This window comes from Phycicoccus sonneratiae (assembly GCF_016887965.1).
In the GTDB taxonomy this organism is placed as follows: Bacteria; Actinomycetota; Actinomycetes; order Actinomycetales; family Dermatophilaceae; genus Phycicoccus; species Phycicoccus sonneratiae.
On the sequence record NZ_JAFDVD010000024.1, the window covers coordinates 36,740 to 56,624 of the forward strand.

Annotated in this window: 21 protein-coding genes and 3 tRNA genes; 13 read left to right on the plus strand and 11 right to left on the minus strand. The window is 72.5% G+C overall.

What is annotated here, in order from left to right; all coding sequences use genetic code 11:
- Positions 1–9 precede the first annotated feature (9 nt).
- The 5 genes from JQN70_RS18220 to JQN70_RS18240 are packed head-to-tail and all read right to left on the minus strand — an operon-like array spanning position 10 to position 4,768.
- The gene (locus tag JQN70_RS18220; RefSeq protein WP_204132804.1) at positions 10–1,047 is read right to left on the minus strand and encodes an NAD(P)H-binding protein; all 1,038 of its coding nucleotides are present in this window, start codon (positions 1,045–1,047) and stop codon (positions 10–12) included.
- On the minus strand, positions 1,044–1,475 hold the full coding sequence (locus tag JQN70_RS18225; RefSeq protein WP_204132805.1) for an SRPBCC family protein: 432 nt from the start codon (positions 1,473–1,475) through the stop codon (positions 1,044–1,046). The genes JQN70_RS18220 and JQN70_RS18225 overlap by 4 nt, the downstream gene beginning before the upstream one ends.
- The gene (locus JQN70_RS18230; RefSeq protein WP_204132806.1) at positions 1,472–2,728 is read right to left on the minus strand and encodes an SAM-dependent methyltransferase; all 1,257 of its coding nucleotides are present in this window, start codon (positions 2,726–2,728) and stop codon (positions 1,472–1,474) included. Before JQN70_RS18230 ends, JQN70_RS18225 begins: the two co-directional genes overlap by 4 nt.
- Positions 2,725–3,480 carry a DUF1365 domain-containing protein gene (locus JQN70_RS18235; RefSeq protein WP_307836075.1) on the minus strand — a complete coding sequence of 252 codons (756 nt, stop codon included), beginning with the start codon at positions 3,478–3,480 and terminating at the stop codon, positions 2,725–2,727. Before JQN70_RS18235 ends, JQN70_RS18230 begins: the two co-directional genes overlap by 4 nt.
- A 4-nt stretch (positions 3,481–3,484) precedes the next feature.
- A complete protein-coding gene (locus JQN70_RS18240) occupies positions 3,485–4,768 on the minus strand; it encodes an NAD(P)/FAD-dependent oxidoreductase (RefSeq protein WP_204132807.1) in 1,284 nt (427 codons plus the stop codon).
- A gap of 100 nt (positions 4,769–4,868) precedes the next feature.
- On the opposite strand from JQN70_RS18240, the gene JQN70_RS18245 reads away from it, so the two are divergent.
- The 3 genes from JQN70_RS18245 (at position 4,869) to JQN70_RS18255 (ending at position 8,027) form a co-directional block, all read left to right on the plus strand.
- A complete protein-coding gene (locus tag JQN70_RS18245; RefSeq protein WP_239111842.1) occupies positions 4,869–5,864 on the plus strand; it encodes a MerR family transcriptional regulator in 996 nt (331 codons plus the stop codon).
- Between the two features lie 73 nt (positions 5,865–5,937).
- Positions 5,938–7,230, plus strand: a complete 1,293-nt coding sequence (locus tag JQN70_RS18250) for an SAM-dependent methyltransferase (protein WP_204132872.1) — start codon at positions 5,938–5,940, stop codon at positions 7,228–7,230.
- Complete coding sequence (locus tag JQN70_RS18255; RefSeq protein ID WP_204132809.1) at positions 7,230–8,027, plus strand: DUF1295 domain-containing protein; 798 nt, start codon at positions 7,230–7,232, stop codon at positions 8,025–8,027. The genes JQN70_RS18250 and JQN70_RS18255 overlap by 1 nt, the downstream gene beginning before the upstream one ends.
- Here the strand turns inward: JQN70_RS18255 and JQN70_RS18260 are convergent.
- From JQN70_RS18260 to JQN70_RS18270, 3 genes are all read right to left on the minus strand, one after another.
- Positions 7,967–8,467, minus strand: a complete 501-nt coding sequence (locus JQN70_RS18260; RefSeq protein WP_204132810.1) for a DUF2177 family protein — start codon at positions 8,465–8,467, stop codon at positions 7,967–7,969. The two genes, JQN70_RS18255 and JQN70_RS18260, sit on opposite strands and share 61 nt — an antisense overlap.
- A 26-nt stretch (positions 8,468–8,493) precedes the next feature.
- Positions 8,494–8,673 carry a YegP family protein gene (locus JQN70_RS18265; RefSeq protein ID WP_204132811.1) on the minus strand — a complete coding sequence of 60 codons (180 nt, stop codon included), beginning with the start codon at positions 8,671–8,673 and terminating at the stop codon, positions 8,494–8,496.
- A 94-nt stretch (positions 8,674–8,767) separates the two neighbouring features.
- Positions 8,768–10,015 (minus strand): DUF445 domain-containing protein, encoded by a 1,248-nt coding sequence (locus JQN70_RS18270; protein WP_239111843.1) that lies wholly within the window; start codon positions 10,013–10,015, stop codon positions 8,768–8,770.
- A 60-nt stretch (positions 10,016–10,075) separates the two neighbouring features.
- On the opposite strand from JQN70_RS18270, the gene JQN70_RS18275 reads away from it, so the two are divergent.
- Positions 10,076–11,512, plus strand: coding sequence for a GuaB1 family IMP dehydrogenase-related protein (locus JQN70_RS18275; protein ID WP_204132812.1), 1,437 nt, complete (start codon positions 10,076–10,078; stop codon positions 11,510–11,512).
- Positions 11,513–11,533: 21 nt separating this feature from the next.
- Positions 11,534–12,748 (plus strand): cysteine desulfurase-like protein, encoded by a 1,215-nt coding sequence (locus tag JQN70_RS18280; protein WP_204132813.1) that lies wholly within the window; start codon positions 11,534–11,536, stop codon positions 12,746–12,748.
- Positions 12,749–12,792: 44 nt separating this feature from the next.
- On the opposite strand, the gene JQN70_RS18285 is transcribed toward JQN70_RS18280, so the two are convergent.
- Positions 12,793–13,248, minus strand: coding sequence for a hypothetical protein (locus JQN70_RS18285; protein ID WP_204132814.1), 456 nt, complete (start codon positions 13,246–13,248; stop codon positions 12,793–12,795).
- Between the two features lie 114 nt (positions 13,249–13,362).
- Here JQN70_RS18285 and JQN70_RS18290 point away from each other — a divergent pair, with 114 nt between their 5' ends.
- Positions 13,363–14,412 carry a PHP domain-containing protein gene (locus JQN70_RS18290; RefSeq protein ID WP_204132815.1) on the plus strand — a complete coding sequence of 350 codons (1,050 nt, stop codon included), beginning with the start codon at positions 13,363–13,365 and terminating at the stop codon, positions 14,410–14,412.
- A gap of 152 nt (positions 14,413–14,564) precedes the next feature.
- A complete protein-coding gene (locus JQN70_RS18295) occupies positions 14,565–15,410 on the plus strand; it encodes an aldo/keto reductase (protein ID WP_204132816.1) in 846 nt (281 codons plus the stop codon).
- Between the two features lie 13 nt (positions 15,411–15,423).
- Here the strand turns inward: JQN70_RS18295 and JQN70_RS21115 are convergent, their stop codons facing one another.
- Both JQN70_RS21115 and JQN70_RS18305 read right to left on the minus strand, forming a co-directional pair.
- The gene (locus JQN70_RS21115; protein ID WP_204132817.1) at positions 15,424–15,990 is read right to left on the minus strand and encodes a Clp protease N-terminal domain-containing protein; all 567 of its coding nucleotides are present in this window, start codon (positions 15,988–15,990) and stop codon (positions 15,424–15,426) included.
- Between the two features lie 3 nt (positions 15,991–15,993).
- Entirely contained in the window at positions 15,994–16,206 is a 213-nt protein-coding gene (locus JQN70_RS18305) for a helix-turn-helix domain-containing protein (RefSeq protein ID WP_239111834.1), read from the minus strand.
- A 146-nt stretch (positions 16,207–16,352) separates the two neighbouring features.
- On the opposite strand from JQN70_RS18305, the gene JQN70_RS18310 reads away from it, so the two are divergent.
- From JQN70_RS18310 to JQN70_RS18335, 6 genes are all read left to right on the plus strand, one after another.
- Positions 16,353–17,324 carry a hypothetical protein gene (locus JQN70_RS18310; protein ID WP_204132819.1) on the plus strand — a complete coding sequence of 324 codons (972 nt, stop codon included), beginning with the start codon at positions 16,353–16,355 and terminating at the stop codon, positions 17,322–17,324.
- Positions 17,321–17,710 (plus strand): GntR family transcriptional regulator, encoded by a 390-nt coding sequence (locus JQN70_RS18315; protein ID WP_204132820.1) that lies wholly within the window; start codon positions 17,321–17,323, stop codon positions 17,708–17,710. Before JQN70_RS18310 ends, JQN70_RS18315 begins: the two co-directional genes overlap by 4 nt.
- A 107-nt stretch (positions 17,711–17,817) precedes the next feature.
- Positions 17,818–17,890: transfer RNA gene (locus JQN70_RS18320), tRNA-Glu, on the plus strand.
- 19 nt (positions 17,891–17,909) lie between these two features.
- Positions 17,910–17,983 (plus strand) — tRNA-Asp (locus JQN70_RS18325).
- 47 nt (positions 17,984–18,030) lie between these two features.
- Positions 18,031–18,104, plus strand: a tRNA-Phe gene (locus JQN70_RS18330).
- A gap of 240 nt (positions 18,105–18,344) precedes the next feature.
- On the plus strand, positions 18,345–19,856 hold the full coding sequence (locus tag JQN70_RS18335) for a toll/interleukin-1 receptor domain-containing protein (protein ID WP_204132821.1): 1,512 nt from the start codon (positions 18,345–18,347) through the stop codon (positions 19,854–19,856).
- Positions 19,857–19,885 lie beyond the last annotated feature (29 nt).

The window sequence follows — 19,885 nt, forward strand, 5'->3', positions numbered from 1 at the left end:
GCGGACCCCTCACGACCCGGCGCCGCGACCGCCTCCGGCCCACGCGGGGTCGGCCGCGGTGACCCGCGCCGGGTCGACGGTGCCGGGTTCGGGGCGGGGGTCGGCACCGTCGCCGGCGATGGCGTCGGTGACCGCGCGGTCGTAGCCGAGGGCACCACCGGGCGGCGGGCCGACGAGCTCGTCGACGTCGGACTCCTCGCAGACGACCTCGTGGAGCAGGCTCTCCACCAACGGTTTCGCCAGTCCGGTGGGCACCGGGGTGACGAACCCGACCCACTGGCTGGCCAGCCGCGGCGTGAGCACCGGGACGGTGACGATGGTGCGCGGGAACATGCCGGCCAGCCGCGCGAAGCGGGTGATCATCTCGCGGTACGTGAGGACGTCGGGGCCGCCGACGTCGAGGGTGCGGTTGACGTCCGGGGGGAGGTCGGCCGCGCCGACGAGGTAGTGCAGGACGTCGCGCACCGCGATCGGCTGGATGCGGTTGTCGAGCCACTTCGGGGTGACCATGACCGGCAGCCGGCTGGTGAGGTGCCGGAGCATCTCGAAGGACGCCGACCCCGAGCCGAGGATGATCGCCGCCTGGAGGACCGCGGTGGGCACCCCGCTGGCCATGAGCAGGTCGCCGACCTCGACCCGCGAGGCGAGGTGGTCGCTGAGCGGCCCCTCGTGCGGGTGCAGCCCGGAGAGGTAGACGATGCGCCCGACCTCGGCCTCGAAGGCGGCCCGGCCGAAGGTGCGGGCCATCTCGCGGTCGCGCTCGACGAAGCCGCCCTCGCTGTCCATCGAGTGCAGCAGGTAGTAGGCGACGTCGACGTCGGCGAGCGCCTCGGCCAGGTCGGTCCGCGAGGTCGCGTCCCCCTCGACGACCTCGGCGCGCTCGACCCACGTGCGGTCCGACACCTTGTCGGCGTCGCGGGTGAGGACGCGCACGGTCCACCCGCGCTCGAGCAGCGCGGGGACGAGCCGCGAGCCGATGTAGCCCGTGGCCCCGGTGACGAGCGCCCGGCGGCCGGCCCCGTCGTGGTGTGCTGCGCTCTCGCTCACCGGCGGTCCAGCGCCTCCTTGAGCTGGGCGGCCGTGCGGTCACCCAGCCGGCCGAGCAGCGGCGTCATGATCGGCGCGATGAACCGTGCGAGGCCGGTGAACTCGAAGTCGGCGCGGTAGGTGACGACCGACCCGGACCCCTCGGGCCGGACGGTGATCGTGTCGTGGCTCATCGTCGTCTCGTTGCGGCCGACGATGACGAAGCGCGGCTCGGAGACCTCCTCGGTCGTGTACTCGAGCTCGACGGTGTTGCCGGCGAACTTCGAGACGTTCTTGTACGTCGTGCCCGGCCCCCCGTTACCCGAGACCCGTTCGCACGAGACCGTCCCGGCGTCCCACTCGGTCGCGTTGCGGAAGTCGACGAGGTACGGGAAGACGGTCTCGGCGTCGGCCGAGGTGCGGATCGTGCGTTCGACGGTCAGGGTCATCGGTCCTCCTGGCGGGTGAAGCGGATCTGGGCGACGTCGAGGTACCCCGTGGCGAACCCCGCCTCGCAGTACGCGAGGTAGAACTCCCACATCCGCCGGAAGGTCTCGTCGAAGCCGTGGTGCTCGATCTCGTCCCACCGGGCGATGAAGGTCTCGCGCCAGCGACGCAGGGTCTCCGCGTAGTCGGCCCCGAACGCCTGCACCCTCTCTACCCGCAGCGTCGTCGACTCACGCGTCACGTCGCGGATGGCCTGCAGCGAGGGGATGAGACCGCCCGGGAAGATGTACTTCTGGATCCAGCCGAAGGACCCCTTCGTCGCGAGCAGGCGGTGGTGCTCCATGAGGATGGCCTGCACCGCGACCGCGCCGCCGGGAGCCAGCAGGGAGTCGATCTGCTGGAAGTAGGTCTCCCAGTACTCCTCCCCGACGGCCTCGATCATCTCGACGCTGACGATCGCGTCGAACTGGCCGGTCGTCTCGCGGTAGTCCTGGAGGAGCACCTCGACGCGGTCGGCGTACCCGGCCGCGGCGATGCGCTCGAGGGCGAGGTCGCGCTGCTCCGAGGACAGCGTGACCGAGGTGACGGTGGCCCCGCGCGCGGCGGCGCGGATGGACAGCTCGCCCCACCCGGTGCCGATCTCGAGGACGCGCGAGCCGGCGCGGACGTCGGCGGCGTCGAGGATGGCCTCGACCTTGCGCACCTGGGCCTCGTGGAGGTCCTGCTCGGCGACGGGGCGCGCCGGGTCGAAGAGCGCCGAGCTGTACGACAGCGACGGGTCGAGGAACGCCGAGAACAGGTCGTTCGACAGGTCGTAGTGCGCGCTGATGTTGCTGCGCGAGCCCTCGAGCGTGTTGCGCTGGTGGCGCGGGATGGCGCGGTCGACGAGCCCGCGCAGCGAGAGCAGCGGCTTGGGGACGAGCTCGCCCATCCGGGCCGCGAACGGCATGAGGGCCCGGGCGAGGTCGGTGCCCTCGCCGGCCCGCCAGTCACCGGCCATGTACGCCTCGCCGAGCCCGATCTTCGGGTGCGCCTCGAGCCGGCGGAAGAGCGCGCGCGGCCGCACGACGTCGAGGATCGGGCTGTCCGGGCCGCCGTCGCCGACGACGGTGCCGTCGGGGTAGCGCATCCGGATCGGCATAGGGCGCACGGCGACCTCGGTGATGGCCTTGGCCACGGCGCCGCGGGTGAGGACGCGGGGGAAGGTCAGCCGCGGGGCGGCGAGCTCGAGGCGGGGGGTGTCGGCGGTGGTCATCGCACGCTCTCCAGGGAGTGGTCGGGGCGGGGGCGGACGGGCAACCTCCGCAACCACAGCCAGATGCCGTGGACGCGGATCAGCCCGCTCACCCGCTGGGGCATCAACGGGTGCCGCAACGCGCTGTGGGCGACCGCCGAGGTCGTCGCCGGCCTCGGCTCGCCCGTGACGGTCGCGGTCACGAGGGGTTCGTCGTGCACCCGCAGACGGATGGCCACCCCGACGGTCCGCGGCGACATCGTGAGGCGGATGGCGTACTCGCCCTCGACGTCGTTGAACGGGGAGACGTAGAAGTCCTTGTCGGTGCTCGCCCGGCCGCCGGCGTCGGGGCGCAGGACGTACGCGTGCCGGCCGCCGTAGGTGTTGTGCACCTCGACGAGGACGGCTCGCAGCGTGCCGTCGGGGGCGAAGACCCAGAAGGCGCTCATCGGGTCGAAGACGTGGCCGAGGACCCGGGCGTGGGCGAGCATGACGACGCGGTCGGTGGGGCCCGTGGGGACGCCGTCGCGCTCGAGGACGCGCAGGACGTTGCCCTTGAGCGCGGCGAGGCCCGGGTTGCCGGAGAGGTGGTCCTCGCCCCGGAAGGACGCGAGCGGCCGCAGCCAGCGGGGCAGGCGCGGGACGTCGTCGAGGTCGACGAGCCACTGGGTGTGTGCGTGGGTGAACGCGTGCCGCACCGGGCGGTGGCGCGTGTGGTGCACCCGGCCCACGACGAGCGCGGGCAGGGTGGGCAGGTCGGCGGTGGTGGTCACCGGGTCACCAGTCGACCCCGAGGGCCCGGGCCGCCTCGACGCCGGAGCGGCAGCCGTCCTCGTGGAAGCCCCAGCCCTGCCAGGCGCCGGCGAACGCCGTGCGGTCGGTCGTGATCTCTGGGATCCGCCGCTGGGCACGCACGGCGTCGACGTCGTACAGGGGGTGGGAGTACTCCATGGTGGCGACGACGCTACCGGGGTCGATGCGGTCGGCGGCGTTGAGCGTCACGTAGAACGGCTCGTCGGCCGGCAGGCCCTGCAGGCGGTTCATCCAGTAGGTGACGACCGCGCCCTTCGACGGGTCGTCGCCGACGAGGTAGTTCCACGACGAGCGGGCCAGGCGGGCGCGCGGCATCAGCGAGCCGTCGCGGTGCAGCACCGTCTCGTTGCGGGAGTACCGGAACGCGCCGAGCACCTCCTTCTCGGCCGGCGTGGGGTCGGCGAGCAGGCGGAGCGCGTCGTCGGCATGGGTCGCGACGACCACCCGGTCGTGGCGGTCGAACCGGCCTCCGGCCGTGCGGATCTCGACACCGTCGGGCGTCCGGGCCACCGACGTGACGGGGTCGCCGACGTGCACGGCGGGGAGCCGGGCGGCGAGCAGGTCGACGTAGGTGCGCGAGCCACCGACGACGGTCATCCACTGCGGTGAGTCGCCGACCGACAGCATCCCGTGGTGCTCGAGGAAGCGGAACAGGTAGCGGGCGGGGTAGTCGAGGGCCTGGCCCTCGCCGCTGGACCACACGCAGGCGACGACGGGCACGGCGTAGAGCCGGGTGAAGGACTCGGGGAAGCCGGCGTCGCGGATGAACTCGCCGTAGGTCGTCGTGTCCTCGTCGTCGGTCTCGGCGAGGAACCGGGCGGCGAGCGCGTGGAAGCGCTTGACGGCGCGGAGCATCCCGACGTACTCGCGGTCGAGGAGCTGGCGCGGACGGGCGACGAAGCCCTTGACGCCGCGGCCGCCGGCGTACTCGAGGCCGGTGGACTCGTCGCGGATGCTCATCGACATCTCGGTGTCACGCGCCTCGACGCCGAGCTCGCGGAACAGCCTGCGCAGCAACGGGTACGTGCGGTCGTTGTGCACGATGAACCCGCTGTCGACCCGCAGGTCGCCGTGCCCGGTCGGCACGGTGTGGGTGTGCGCGTGCCCGCCGAGCCGGGCGTCGCCCTCGTAGAGCGTCACCTCGTGACGGCCGGAGAGGACGTGGGCGGCGGTGAGTCCCGAGACCCCTGCCCCGACGACGGCGATGCGCTCGGGCGCCGTGGAGCGCTCCGCAGGGGTGGGCGGCATGGGCATGACCGTAGAACCTTCCGTCGACCTTCGTCAAAGGTTTGTCAAATCTCCGGCCAGCGCCTACCGTGGCCGTGTGAGGCGTTCGGTCCCCCCGTCGATGCGGATTGGCGAGCTGGCTGCCCGAGTGGGTGTCAGCACCCACGTCCTGCGCGCCTGGGAGTCCCGGTACAACCTCCTCGACCCCGTCCGCTCCCCCGGCGGCTACCGCCTCTACGGCACCGACGACGAGCGCCGCGTGCGTGAGGTCCTCGCCCTGCGCGAGCAGGGGGTCAGCGCGATGGAGGCCGCCCGCCAGGTGCTCGCCGCCGAGCGCGCCGGGGCCGCCGCGGCCATGGGCGCGCTCGCCGACGGTGACCTCCCCGCCGACGTGGGGCAGTCCGCGCGCGACACGATGCGCGCCGACCCGCCGGTGCTCGTCGCCCAGCTGCTCGACGCCGTCACCGCGCTCGACGAGGACCGCGCGCACGCCGTCCTCGACACCGCCTTCCTCGACCGCTCGGTCGAGAGCGCCATCGTCGACGTCCTCGTGCCGTTCTTCGTCCGCGTCGGCGAGATGTGGGAGCTCGGCCGCATCGGCATCGCCCAGGAGCACTTCGCGAGCAGCCTCGTCCGCCGGCGCCTCGGGGCGCTGTCCCTCACGTGGGGCATCGGCACCGGGCCGGTCGCCGTGCTCGCCTGTCCCCCGGGCGAGTTCCACGACATCATCCTGCTCGGCTTCGGGGTCCTCCTGGGCCGCGCCGGGTGGCGCATCCGCTACCTCGGCCCCGACACCCCCGTCGCCTCGCTCGCCTCCGCCGCCGACCTCACCCGCCCCGACGCCGTCGTCCTCGCGTCGCGCCGGCCGTCGGGGTTCCGGGCCCACGCACCGGCGCTGCGCCGGCTGGCCCAGGCCCACCCGCTGTGGCTCGCCGGCCGCGGCACCACCCCGCGGGTGCTCGAGGAGATCGGGGCGATGCACCTCGGTCCCGACCTCGTCGCCGACGTCGCGCTGCTCACGGCCGCCGCCCGCGACCGTCGCCGCGCCCGCGAGGAGTCGCACGAGGCGGCCCACGAGGAATCCGGCGCGTCGGCCGACTCCGAACCCCGTTCGTGACGGCCGGAGCGCCTCCAGCGCCCCGTCCACGCAGCGTCGCCCGACCCACCGACCCCAGGAGCAGCACGTGACGATGACCGAGCACGGCCGGACGACCACCACCGCGGGAGGTGTCGCGGGGCGCATCGAGGCCGCGCTGCGGCCGCTGCTCGGGGGGCCGCTGCCCGTCCGGCTCCGCACCTGGGACGGGTCCGAGGCCGGGCCCGCGGACGGGATGCTCGTCGAGCTCCGCACCCCGCAGGCCCTGACCCGGCTCCTTTGGCACCCGGGCGAGCTCGGGGCGGCGCAGGCCTACGTCACCGGCGAGCTCGAGGTGCACGGCGACGTCGGCGACGCGCTCGACCTGGTCCGCGAGACGGTGGCCGCCCGTTCCCTGCCGCCGCTGACGCCCGCCCGGCTGGCCCGCCTGCTGCCCGACCTCGTGCGCCTCGGCCGCGACACCAGGGCGCTCGCCCGTCCGCCGGCGCCGCCGGCCACGCAGGCCGTCATCAAGGGTCGGCTGCACTCGCTGGCCCGTGACCGCGCGTCGATCAGTCACCACTACGACCTGTCGAACGAGTTCTACGAGTTCCTCCTCGACCCGCACATGGCCTACTCGTGCGCGTTCTTCGCCGACGGGCCGGACATGCCGCTGCAGGACGCGCAGGCCGCCAAGCTCGACATGGTGTGCCGCAAGGTCGGGCTCTCCGAGGGCATGCGCTTCCTCGACGTCGGCTGCGGCTGGGGGTCGTTGTCGCTGTACGCCGCCGAGCACTTCGGGGCGCAGGTCACCGGCGTGACCATCGCCGCCGAGCAGAAGGCGTTCATCGACGCCCGCATCCGCGAGCGGGGCCTGGAGGACCGCGTCGAGATCCGCCTCCAGGACTACCGCGAGGTCCGCGACGAGCCGTTCGACGCCGTCGCCTCCCTCGAGATGGGCGAGCACGTCGGCGAGAAGAACTACGACACCTACGCGTCGGTGCTGCACCGTGCCGTGCGCCCGGGCGGGTACGTCCTCGTTCAGCAGATGTCGCGCTTCGCCGGGCACCACCCGGGCGGCGGTCCGTTCATCGAGCAGTTCATCGCCCCGGACATGACGATGCGGCCCGTCGGCGACACCCTGAACTTCCTCCAGGACGCCGGCTTCGAGGTCCGCGGGGTGCACGCGCTGCGCGAGCACTACGTGTGGACCGTCGACGCGTGGGCCCGCACCCTCGAGGAGAACTGGGACCGCGCCGTCGAGCTCATCGGCGAGGAGGGCGCGCGCGTCTGGCGGCTCTACCTCGTCGGCGGCTCGCAGGCGTTCCGGGACAACCGGATGGGCGTCGACCAGCTGCTGCTGCGCCGTCCCGGCGGCCCGGCGGTCGTGTCGGACCCCGCCCGCTGATGGGCTCCTCGTTCGACGGGGGCGTCCTCGTCGTCGTCCTGCTGGGGTCCCTGGTCACGTCGGCCCTCGCGATGGGCGTCACCGCGGTGGTCGCGAAGCGGCTCGGCCGGGTCGCGGTCGTCGACGTCACCTGGGGGCTGGTGTTCGTCGCCATCGGCTGGGTGGCGTACGCGCTCGGCCAGCACTCGGTGCGCTCGCTCGTGCTCGCGGTGCTCGTCACGCTCTGGGGCGGCCGGCTCGCGTGGCACATCCGCGGCCGCGCGCTCGGGCATGGCGAGGACCCGCGCTACGAGAAGCTGCTGTCCTCGCAGCCGCCGGAGAAGCGGTTCCGGTACGCGCTCGTCCGGGTCTTCGGCACGCAGGGCGTCGCGGCGTGGTTCGTCTCGCTGCCGCTCCAGGTCGCGGCGGCCACCGACTCGGCCCTCGGCTGGGTCGGCGCGCTCGGGGTGGTCGTCTGGCTCGTCGGGGTCACCTTCGAGTCGGTGGGGGACGCGCAACTCAAGGCGTTCAAGGCCGACCCGTCGAACAAGGGCAAGGTCATGGACCGGGGGCTCTGGGGCTGGACCCGCCACCCGAACTACTTCGGCGACTCCGCCGTCTGGTGGGGCCTGTTCGTCGTCGCCGCCGAGGCCTGGCCGGGGGTGCTGACGGTGCTGTCGCCGGTCGTCATGACGTACTTCCTCGCCTTCGCGACCGGAGCGCGACTGCTCGAGTCGGAGATGGCCAAGCGCCCCGGCTACCCCGAGTACATGGAACGGACGTCGATGTTCTTCCCGCTCCCGCCGAAGAAGCGCTGACGCGTCGGGTCAGGAGCGGGGCCGCGGCGGAGCAGCACCCCGAGCACCACGGCCGCCGTCACCGTGCAGAGCACCGTTCCCCACGCGAGGTCGACGAGCACGACGACCAGCGGCACGTCGCGGAACACCGCCATCGCCGTGAGGTCGAAGGTCGCGTAGGTGACCAGCCCGAACGCGGCGGCATCCCGGAGCCCACGCGTCCTCGACCGCGCCTCGAGGGCAGGTCGCAGCACGAAGTGGGTGAACCCCAGCAGGTACACGACGTAGAACGCCACCGCGGCACCGGCATCCGGTGACTCCGCCAGCAGGTGCCCGATCTGCTCGTCGTACAGCGCGCCCGAGCCGACCGTGAGCCAGAAGGCGTCGAGCGCCCCGAAGACGACGGCGGCGAGGAGCAGCGCGGGGACCAGGCGAGGACGCTCCGCAGGCACGGTGGTCATCCACCGAGCCTAGGTGGGCGCGGCGCTCAGGTCTGGTCGTCGATGGTGGCGCCCGGCGCGTTCTTCTGCACCGAGGCGACACCGTTCAGCGCGCTGGCCTTCGTCTCGTAGGCCTCGCCCACGGCGATCACCTGGCCGTTGCCCGCCTTGAGGCGGAAGCGGAATTTGCCGGCCTTGTCCTTGTAGACCTCGAACTTGCCTGCCATGACCAGCTCCCTTCACCGGGGCCCACGCCCGTGTGGGCCTCCCCACGCTAGCGGCGGCGCGTCGTCCTGCCAACGCCCGTCCTCGGACCCGGGCTCAGGCCAGCAGCTGCCCGACGGCGTGGATGCCCAGCCCCGCGAGCGCGCCGACGACCGTGCCGTTGATCCGGATGAACTGGAGGTCGCGGCCGACGTGCAGCTCGATGCGTTCGGCGGCCTCGCGCCCGTCCCAGCGCTCGACGGTGACCGAGATGACCTCGGCGAGCTCGTTGCCGTAGGTGTTGACGACGAACGAGACCGCCTCCCCGAGACGGGCCTCCAGCATCTCGGACCACTCCGGGTCGTGGACGAGGTGCTCGCCGAGGTGCTCGAGCAGCTCGTCGCCGCGGCGGTGGAAGTACGAGTCACGGTCGTCCATCGCCGTCTCGAGCGCCGCCCGGAACGAGCGCCACAGCCCCACGGCGGTCTCGGCGGCCTGCGGGTGGGTGAGCAGGCGCTCCTTGAGCGACTCCGCGCGCTCCATCACCGACGGGTCGTGCTGGAGGTCGTGGGCCAGGGTGCGCAGGAGGTCGTCGAGGGCGAGGCGGGCCGGGTGCCGGGGGTCGCGACGGATCTCGCGCAGCCAGGTGAGGACCTGCTCGTAGGTCCAGCCGATGACCCGCTCGTCGAGCCACGGCGGCGTCCACCACGGCGCCCGGGTCGTGAGGACCTCTGAGTAGGTGCCGGGGTTGTCGCGCAGCCAGTCGTGGAGCTGCTCGAGCCCCAGGTCGACGAGGCCGTGGTGCGTGCTCTCCTCCACGACCCCCTCGAGCAGCGCCCCGGCGATCGGGCTGACCGGCTCGCGGACCAGCCGCGGCACGAGGAAGTCGGCGACGAGCGTGCGCACCTCGTCCTCGTCGAGCCGTCCGAGACCGGCCCGCGCCACCCGCACCACCTCGGTGAGGACCCGGTGCCGGTGCGAGGCCACCCCGAGCCAGCGACCGATCCGCTCGCTGACGTGGGCGGCGGCCAGCCGTTCGCGGGCGATCTCCTCGGTGAGGAAGTTCTCGGTGACGAACTCCTGGAGGTTGCGGCCGATCTCGTTCTTGCGCTTCGGGATGATCGCGGTGTGCGGTACCGGGAGGCCGAGCGGGTGCCGGAAGAGCGCGGTGACCGCGAACCAGTCGGCGAGCGCACCGACCATCGCGGCCTCGGCCCCGGTGTTGACGTAGCCCCACACGCCGGAGTCGTCGAGGCGCAGCGTCGCGAGGAAGACGACCGCGGCGAGCAGCAGGAGGGAGAGCGCGACGAGGCGCATCCGGCGCAGCCCGGCCCGGCGTCGGTCGTCGGCCGGGGAGGGCGCCATGAGGCTCACCCGCCCGATCCTGCCCCATCCGCGCCGCCGGGACGCACCTACGCTGGTGCCGTGCGCTTCCTCAACGACCTCCGGCCGCAGCACGACCTGACGTACGACGACGTCTTCATGGTGCCCAACCGCTCGTCGGTCGCCAGCCGGCTCGACGTCGACCTCCGCAGCTCCGACGGCACCGGCACGACCATCCCGCTCGTCGTCGCGAACATGACGGCCATCGCCGGCCGTCGGATGGCCGAGACCACCGCCCGGCGCGGGGCGTTGACGGTCATCCCCCAGGACATCCCGGCCGACGTCGTCGCCGAGGTCATCGCGTGGCAGAAGAGCCGGCACCTCGTCTACGACACCCCGATCGTCCTCGACCCGACGACGACCACCGGCGAGGCGCTCGTCCTCCTGCACAAGCGCGCCCACGGGGCGGCCGTCGTCACCGAGGGCAACCGGCCGGTCGGCGTCGTCACCGAGACCGACCTCACCGGCGTCGACCGGTACACCCAGCTCGCCGACGTCATGGTCCGCGAGATGGTCACCCTCGACGACGGCGTCGACGTCGAGAAGGCCTTCGACACCCTGTCGCACGCACGCCGCCGGCTGGCGCCCGTCGTCGACGTCGACGGCCGGCTCGTCGGGCTGCTCACCCGCGCCGGGGCGCTGCGGGCGCACCTGTACTCGCCGGCCGTCGACGCCTCGAACCGGCTGCGCATCGCCGCCGCCGTCGGAATCAACGCCGACGTCGCGGCCAAGGCCGCGGCGCTGGCCGAGGCCGGCGCCGACGTGCTCGTCATCGACACCGCGCACGGGCACCAGGAGAAGATGCTCGAGAGCCTGCGGGCGGTGCGCGCCCTCGACCTCGGGGTGCCGATCGCGGCGGGCAACGTCGTCTCCGCCGAGGGCACGCGCGACCTCGTCGAGGCCGGTGCCGACATCGTCAAGGTCGGGGTCGGCCCGGGCGCCATGTGCACCACCCGGATGATGACCGCCGTCGGGCGTCCCCAGTTCTCCGCGGTGCTCGAGTGCGCCTCCGCCGCACGCGAGCTCGGCAAGCACGTCTGGGCCGACGGCGGGGTCCGGCACCCCCGCGACGTCGCGCTCGCGCTCGCGGCGGGTGCGTCGAACGTCATGGTCGGCTCGTGGTTCGCGGGGACGCTCGAGTCCCCCGGCGACCTCTACACCGACGAGCAGGGCCGGCAGTACAAGGAGTCCTTCGGGATGGCCTCGGCCCGCGCGGTGCGCAACCGGACGGCCACCGACAGCGCGTACGAGCGGGCCCGCAAGGCGCTCTTCGAGGAGGGCATCAGCAGCGCCCGGATGTACGTCGACCCGGCCCGGCCGAGCGTCGAGGACGTCATCGACGAGATCATCGCCGGCCTCCGGTCCTCGTGCACGTACGCCGGGGCGCGCACCCTCGAGGAGTTCCACGAGCGGGCGACGGTCGGCCTGCAGAGCACGGCCGGGTTCGCCGAGGGGCGGCCGCTCCACTCCTCGTGGTGACCCCTGCGCGAGGATGAGGGCATGGCCTACGACGTCGAGCGCATCCGCACCCACTTCCCCTCGCTGACGGCCGGGCTCGCCCACTTCGACGGTCCCGGCGGCAGCCAGGTGCCCGACGTCGTGGGGCGGGCGGTCGCCGACACCCTCACCGCGTCGATCTCCAACCGCGGCACGGTCACGGCCTCCGAGCGACGGGCCGACGCGGTCGTGTCCCGCTTCCGGCGGACGGCCGCCGACCTCCTCGGCGCCGACCCGCGGGGGATCGTCATGGGCCGCAGCGCGACCGCGCTCACCTACGACCTGGCCCGGGCGCTCGCCAAGCGGTGGGGTCCGGGTGATGAGGTGGTCGTCACCCGCCTCGACCACGACTCCAACATCCGGCCGTGGGTGCAGGTCGCCGAGGCGGCCGGCGCCACCGTCCGCTGGGTCGACTTCGACCCCGCGAGCGGCGAGCTGACCGTCGAGGACGTCGAGGCCGTGCTCTCCGAGCGCACCCGGCTCGTCGCGACGACGGCCGCCAGCAACCTCATCGGCACCCGCCCGCCGACCCGGCAGATCTCCGAGGCCGTCCACCGGGTCGGCGCCCTGCACTGGGTCGACGGCGTGCACGCCACCGCGCACGCCTCGGTCGACGTCCCGGCGCTCGGTGCCGACGTCTGGACCTGCTCGCCGTACAAGTTCCTCGGGCCGCACTGCGGGGTGCTGGCCGCCGATCCGGCGTTCCTCGAGACGCTGCACCCCGACAAGCTCGCCCCCTCGTCCGACGCCGTGCCCGAGCGCTTCGAGCTGGGCACCCTCCCCTACGAGCTGCTCGCCGGCACGAGCGCCGCCGTCGACTTCCTCGCGGCCCTCGACGACCTCGACACCCCGGTCACCGACGAGAACCGTCGGGACCGGCTGCTCGCCTCGATGCGGGCCCTGGGGGAGCACGAGGAGAAGCTGCTCGCCGTCCTCGAGCCCGCGTTGCGCGGGATGGCCGGCGTGACGGTGTACTCGAACGCCGAGAGCCGCACTCCCACACTGCTGTTCACGGTCGACGGCGTGGACGGGCAGGACGTGTACCGCGGCCTCGCCGAGCACGGGGTCAACGCCCCGGCCAGCAGCTTCTACGCCCTCGAGTGCTCACGCCACCTCGGCCTCGGCGACACCGGCGGCGTGCGCGTGGGGCTGGCCCCGTACACCGACGAGGCCGATGTCGACCGGTTGGTCACCGGCCTCGAGTCCCTGCTGGGCTGACGGTCCGGCGCCACCGCGGACGGCGGCGCCGGACCCTCGTCACCTCAGCCGCTGCAGGTCGGCGCCACGGCGGCGCCGTGGACCCAGGTGTCGCCGAAGCGGTCGCCGCGCCACTGCACGTGCGCGGAGGCCCGGATGCGGCTGCCCCGGGACTGCAGCTCCATGCAGCCCCGGCGCAGGCCGAGCCCGGTGTCGGTCACGCCGTGCCAGCCGTCGGCGTCGACCGCGTTCGACGACAGGACGTCGACCCACCGGACGCCGTCGTAGGCCTGGATGCGCACCTCGTCGACGCGGACGTCGACCTGCACGCCGTCGCCGGCGGTGTCGGTGATCGTCCCCTCGGCCTGCCAGACCCCGTTGGCGACCGACAGCGAGGCGCACCTCTCGACGGCGGTTCCGTCGCACGCGGAGCCGACGGCGGACGCCGCGCCGGCCTGGACGGTGAGTGCGGTGGCGGCGAGCGCCGCGACCGTCGTGAGACGTCGGATGGATGTGGACATGGTTCCCCCTCGATGGTTCGGGGGACCCCCCATGGTTCCCCCCGCGGGAACGGTAGCGCCGGCCGGGTGCGGCGGCAACGGCTCGCGTCGGCCGGGGTGTGACAGCATCGGAGGATGGTCGCGCTGCTGCCTCCGCTGGAGGCCCCGGTCGACCCCGTCGACGCCCTGCGCCGCATCGCCTTCCTCCTCGAGCGCACGCGCGCCGGCACCTACCGGGTCGAGGCGTTCCGCAACGCGGTGAAGACCCTGCGCACGGTCGACGCCGACGAGCTCGCCGAGCGGGCGGAGGCCGGCACGCTGCAGGAGATCCCCGGCATCGGGAAGTCGACCTCGGGGGTCATCGCCGAGGCACTCTCGGGCGAGCTGCCCGGGTATCTGGAGTCGTTGCAGGACAAGGTCGGTGGGCCTCTCGTCGAGGGCGGGGAGGAGCTCTACGCGATGCTGCGCGGCGACTGCCACCTCCACTCGGACTGGAGCGACGGCGGCTCGCCCATCGACGAGATGGTGCTCACCGGCGTCGAGCTCGGCCACGAGTGGATGGTGCTCACCGACCACAGCCCGCAGCTGCGGGTGGCGAACGGTCTGACCGTCGAGCGGCTCAAGCAGCAGCTGAAGATCGTCGACGGTGTGAACCGTTCCCTCGCAGGGCACTTCACGCTGCTCAAGGGCATCGAGGTCGACATCCTCGACGACGGCTCGCTCGACCAGACCGACGAGATGCTCGGCCGGCTCGACCTCGTCACGGCCTCGGTGCACTCGAAGCTGCGGATGAACGCCGACCCGATGACCCGCCGGATGGTGGCCGCCGTCTCGAACCCGCGCGTCAACGTGCTCGGGCACTGCACGGGCCGGCTCGTCGAGGGCTCGCGCGGCACGCGACCGCAGTCGGAGTTCGACGCCCGCGCCGTGTTCGAGGCCTGCGCCGAGCACGGCACCGCCGTCGAGGTGAACAGCCGACCCGAGCGCTGCGACCCGCCGGACGAGCTCGTGACGCTGGCCCTCGACATCGGGTGCCTGTTCAGCATCGACTCCGACGCCCACGCGCCCGGGCAGCTCGACATGAAGGCGTACGGGTGCGAGCGGGCCGAGCGGCTCGGCATCCCGCCCGAGAGGATCGTCACCACGTGGGACGTCGACCGCGTCCGCGAGTGGGCCGCTCCCTGAGGACGGCCGCGCACCTCGACGTGCAAGAAGTGACACATTCGTCGATTGCTGCACGTCACGACGTGCAAGAAGTGACACATTCGTCGATTGCTGCACGTCGGGAGCCGGCGCGCGGCCGGAATACCTGCCCCGCCGCGGGCGCTGGCCCTGACATGAGCGTTCCGACGATCACCCTGAACACCGGCCGCACCATCCCCCAGCTCGGCTTCGGCGTCTTCCAGATCGACCCCGCCGACACCGTCGCCGCCGTCACGACCGCCCTCGAGGTCGGCTACCGGCACATCGACACCGCCGAGATGTACGGCAACGAGCGCGAGGTCGGCGAGGCCATCCGCCGGTCCGGCCTCCCGCGTGAGGAGGTGTTCGTCACCTCGAAGCTCAACAACGGCTTCCACCGCCCCGAGGACGCCGAGCGCGCCTTCGCCGAGACCCTCGAGAAGCTCGGCCTCGAGCAGATCGACCTCTTCCTCATCCACTGGCCGCTGCCGACCCTCTACGACGGCGACTACGTGTCGACGTGGCGGACGATGGCCTCGTTCGTCGAGGACGGCCGCGCCGCGTCCGTCGGCGTCTCGAACTTCCAGCCCGCGCACCTGCAGCGGATCATCGACGAGACCGGTGTCGTGCCGGCCGTCAACCAGGTCGAGGTGCACCCCTTCCTCACGAACGAGGCGGTCCGCGCGGCCGACGCCGAGCACGGCATCGCCACCGAGGCGTGGTCGCCGATCGCGCAGGGCGGCGTGCTCGACGACCCGGTCATCGGCGAGGTCGCGGCCGCGCACGGGGTGACGCCCGCGCAGGCGACGCTCCGCTGGCACATCGAGCGCGGCGACATCGTCTTCCCGAAGTCGGTCACCGAGTCGCGCATCCGCGAGAACTTCGACCTCTTCGGCTTCTCGCTCACCCCCGAGGAGGTCGAGCGCATCTCGGCCCTCGACCAGGGCGAGGAGGGCCGCACCGGCCCGAACCCTGACGAGTTCGACTACATCCCGAGCTGACCGGGCGACCCCGTCAGGCGGTGCGGCGGCCGCGGTCCTCGAGGCTCGCCCGCACCGCCCGGGGGTCGACCTCCAGGCCGCGCAGCAGCAGGCGCACGGCGTCGTCGTCGTTGCGCAGGACCCCGAGGGCGATGTGCTCGGCCCGGATCTCGCGCGAGCGCAGGCGGACCGCCTCGCGCAGCGCGAGCTCGAGCACCTTCTTCGCGCCGCGCCCGAAGGCGACCCGGCCGCGGGTGGCGGGACGGCCGGCGTCCGGGGCGACGTCGTCGAGCGCGCCGGCACCGAACTGCCGCTCGACCGCCTCGCGGATGGCGTCGACGTCGATGCCGAGCGCGCGCAGGGCGGCCGCGTCGTCCTCGTCGACCGGCTCGGCGGCGCCCGGCGTCCCGGCATCCAGGGCTCGGCGGACCGCCGCTCGGTCGATCCCGTGGGCGGCGAGCACCCCACTGACGGCGGTGTCGTCGTCGGTGAGGGCGAGGAGCAGGTGGACGGGGCGGACCTCGTCGACCCCGAGCGACCGGCACTCCTCCTGGGACGCGACGACGACGGCTCGGGCGTCGGTGGTGAAGCGTTCGAACACGGTCTACCTCCGGGCGTGCTTGCGGTGGACGGTCTGCTTGGTGACCCCGAGGGCCTCGGCGATCTCCTGCCACGACCAGCCGCGGGCCCGCGCGTTGCGGACCTGGAGGGTCTCGAGCTGCTCGAGGAGCCGGCCGAGGGCGGCGACGGCGCGCAGGCCCACGCGGGGGTCGGTGCTGTCGAGGTCCCCGGCGAGGTCGGAGGCGGTCCTGGTCATGATCGTCAGCATATGCTGACGATGCCGGAGCGTCAACACATGCTGACGCGCCGCCCCCTCCCCATCCTGTTCATTCACTCAATGACTTGACACATTGGCTGAATCGCGCCATCCTCCACGCAGCCTCGACCGCGAAGGAGCACCCGATGGACGCCCTCGGCCTCACGCTCGGCCTGGCCCTCCCGGCCCTGTTCGTCGCGCTCGTCGTCCACGTCGCCCGGACCGTCTCGGCAACGCTCGGCCGGCGGGGGGAGGACCCCGTCGTCCGTGGGGCCCGACGCCGCACCGCCGGGGCGACCGCCGCCGCCGGCCTCGCGGTCGTGGTCGTCCTGGCCGTCACGACGGACCCGACCCCCGGGGCGAACCCGCTCGTCGGCTCGGTGGCCGTCCTCCTCGTCGGGGCCGTCATGGCGGCGACGGCCACGCTCGTCGAGCTCACCTGGCCGCGTCCGCGCGGCAGCGTGCGCACGGCGCCGGCGCGGCCACGTCCCGACGTCGGACCCCGCCTGCGCCGCCTGCGTCACGGCGGGGCGCTGGTGCTCGTCGCCCTCTGCGCGCTGACGGCGGTCCTCGGGGCCACCGAGGGCGTCGACCACGGTCGTCGGATGCCGGACCTCACGGCGTTCCGGATGGTCGGCGACGGCCTGTTCCCCGGTTGGCCCTACGGCCTCGGTCTGCTCGTCGCCCTCGGCGTGCTCGGCCTCGTCACCCAGTGGGGGCTGCGCGTCGTCGAGGCCCGCCCGTCGCTCGACGAGCAGCACGCGACGGTCGACGCGGCGGCCCGCCGCGCGGCCACGGCGCGCCTGCTGCGCTACGCCGCCTGCAGCACGTGGCTCGCCGTGCTCGGGGTGGCCTTCGTCGCGGGGTCCTCCCTCCACGAGTACGCCCAGGGGCTGCGCGGCAGCGGCTCGCCGTCGGCCCACCACCCGCCGCTCGACTGGCGCCAGGACCTCGCCTTCGGGCTGTTCGCGCTCGGGGTGCTCGCCGGTGTCCTGGCGTTCGTCTCGGCGGTCACCTCGCCGACCCCGCACGTCACGGCGTCATCCTCGGGGCGCCGGCCGGGGACCGGCACCGTCCTCCGGGCGACGTCCTCCACCTCCCCGGACCCGTCGCGATGACCACGTCGCTCACGGTCGACCTGTCCGCCGCCACCCCGCCCTACGAGCAGCTGCGCGCGCAGATCGCCGGGCACATCGCCACCGGACAGCTGGCCCCGGGTGCGCGGCTGCCGACCATCCGGGCCCTCGCCGGGGACCTCGGCATCGCCGGCGGCACGGTGGCCCGCGCCTACCGCGAGCTCGAGGCCCTCGGCCTCGTCCACACCCGCCGCCGAACGGGCACCGTGGTCGCGGAGGCCACCGCGCCGCCGACCGTCGACGTGCGTCGTGCCGCGGACGCGTTCGCCGGGCTGGCCCGCCGGCACGGGCTGAGCGAGGTCGAGGCGATCGACCTCGTCCGGGCGGCGCTGCGCCACCCCGGCCCGGCGAGGTCGGCCGCCGGCTGACGTCGGCCACCCCGTTTTGGTGGTCGGAGCGACGTCCCCTATGCTTTCCGAGTCCTCGACGGATCCGAACGCCGGGTCGCCTGACGTCAAGGGTCCGACGAGTTCGGGTCCCCATCGTCTAGCGGCCCAGGACCCCGCCCTTTCACGGCGGTAGCACGGGTTCGAATCCCGTTGGGGATACGGTCTTGCATCACACCAAGGCCCCGTAGCGCAGTTGGTTAGCGCGCCGCCCTGTCACGGCGGAGGTCGCGGGTTCGAGTCCCGTCGGGGTCGCTCCTTCATGAGGGGGCCGGTTCGTCCGGCCCTTTCGTGCAGGGTCCGGCCAGGTAGCTCAGTTGGTACGAGCGTCCGACTGAAAATCGGAAGGTCGGCGGTTCGACCCCGCCCCTGGCCACTCCCGAAGCCGCAGTTCAAAACCCTTCTGAACTGCGGCTTTACTGCGGGACTCAGCCGCTGAACCGCCGGCGCGCCGCCCGTGACCCACCCCGAGTTACCCCGTTTGACCGGGAGATGTCGCACGAGATATCGCACGCCTCCTGATCCTGGGGTTCAGGGGGGTTCAGGGTCAGGGCGCTGGGTCTTGTCCTTATGCTCGCAGGAATTCGGTGTCGTGCGCTCCCAGTACGCTCCATCCATGACAGCGGGGGCTTCCGATGCCGGTCACGCGTTCATCTCTTACGTACGAGAGGACGCAGAGCGAGTTGAAGACATCAGGCGCGCACTTGCCGCAGCCAAGGTCCCCGTCTGGACCGACAAGACCATGTTGTCGCCCGGGGATGATTGGCAACTCACTATTCGGCGCGCCATCAGTCGCGGGGCCTTGGCCTTCGTGGCGGTGTTCTCTGCGAACAGTCAGTCGCGCCAGTCCAGCTATCAGAACGAGGAGTTGCTCCTCGCAATCGACATATTCCGGACGATGCCCCCTGGCAAGATCTGGCTGATTCCCGTGCGCTTGGACGAATGCACACTTCCTGAGTACCCCTTGGGCGCAGGGCGCACGCTCGACAGCTTGCAGCGGGTCGACCTCTTCGGAGAAGACATCGAGAGCGAGCGCATCAAGCTGGTCGTCGCGGTCCTTCGGGCCCTGGACTTGGGGCACTCGGACGGGGCTACGGTGCGCGCAGCCGTAACGCAGGCAACAGGCGCGGACCGAGGTAAGGCGCTTGTCTCGGCGATCAAAGGGATGTTGCTCGACCCGGCTCGCCAACTGGAACTTGAGGACCTGCTCCTCGAGCAGGCGGCTGAGGCTCGTGATGCGTTGAGGGATCCCGAGCGCTTTCCCAGCGATATCGCGATTGCAAGGGATGAGGAGACTGCTCACCGGCTATCCGACTGGCTTTGGACTAGATGGGAAACTCTCCAGCCTTTGGCGTTTGGTCTTGCGACCTTGGCCGCGCACGCGAAGGAGCAGCACCTCGCGCTGCTCTCCCGAGTTCTCAAGACTGTGTCTGCCGACGCCGCCGGTCCTCGCTCCGGCCGGGCAGTGCTTCTGGACCAGGCGTACTACGCCCCCATCGTCCTCGCATATGCGAGCACCATGGGAGCGCTTTCTAGGCGCAACTACGCCGCGGTTCGCGCGACGGTCGTTGAAACAACCGTGAAGGACAAGAGCGGCCTGAGGGGCCCAGTCATGGCAATAGTGCATCCCGGACTTGTTGGTCAGACCTGGGACCCTCCCGTCCACTTCCTTGCTTACCGAAGTGACGCAACTGAGATGTCCCCGGAGACAAGTGGGGCGCTGATTGGTGGCCGCCGTGGCGGACGCAAAACTCCGATGTCCGACCATCTTCATGCTGTCCTTCGTCACGCGCTTGACAGCCTTGTCCCTGATGACGACGAGTACGACGACCTCTTCGACGAGACCGAGGTCCTGTTGGCCTTGGTCGCTGAAGACCTCGCACTGCAAACGAGGTCCGATCGAACGGTCGCGTGGATCCCAGGTGCGTGGGTCGGGCGATTCGGGTGGCGCGAACACTTCGCAGGTGAGGACGGGACGGCTCAACGAGTGACCGGGGACCTTGTGCGTGCGGGGAGCTCGGGGGGAGCGCTACGCGATGGGCTCTTTGGAGGCTCCCCCGAGCGGTTGCAGGCGGCGGTCGATGCGTACGTCGCCGAGCTCGGCACAAGCCGACACATGTGGTTTTAGCGGTCCAGCTGGCAGAGGCGACGACCCCT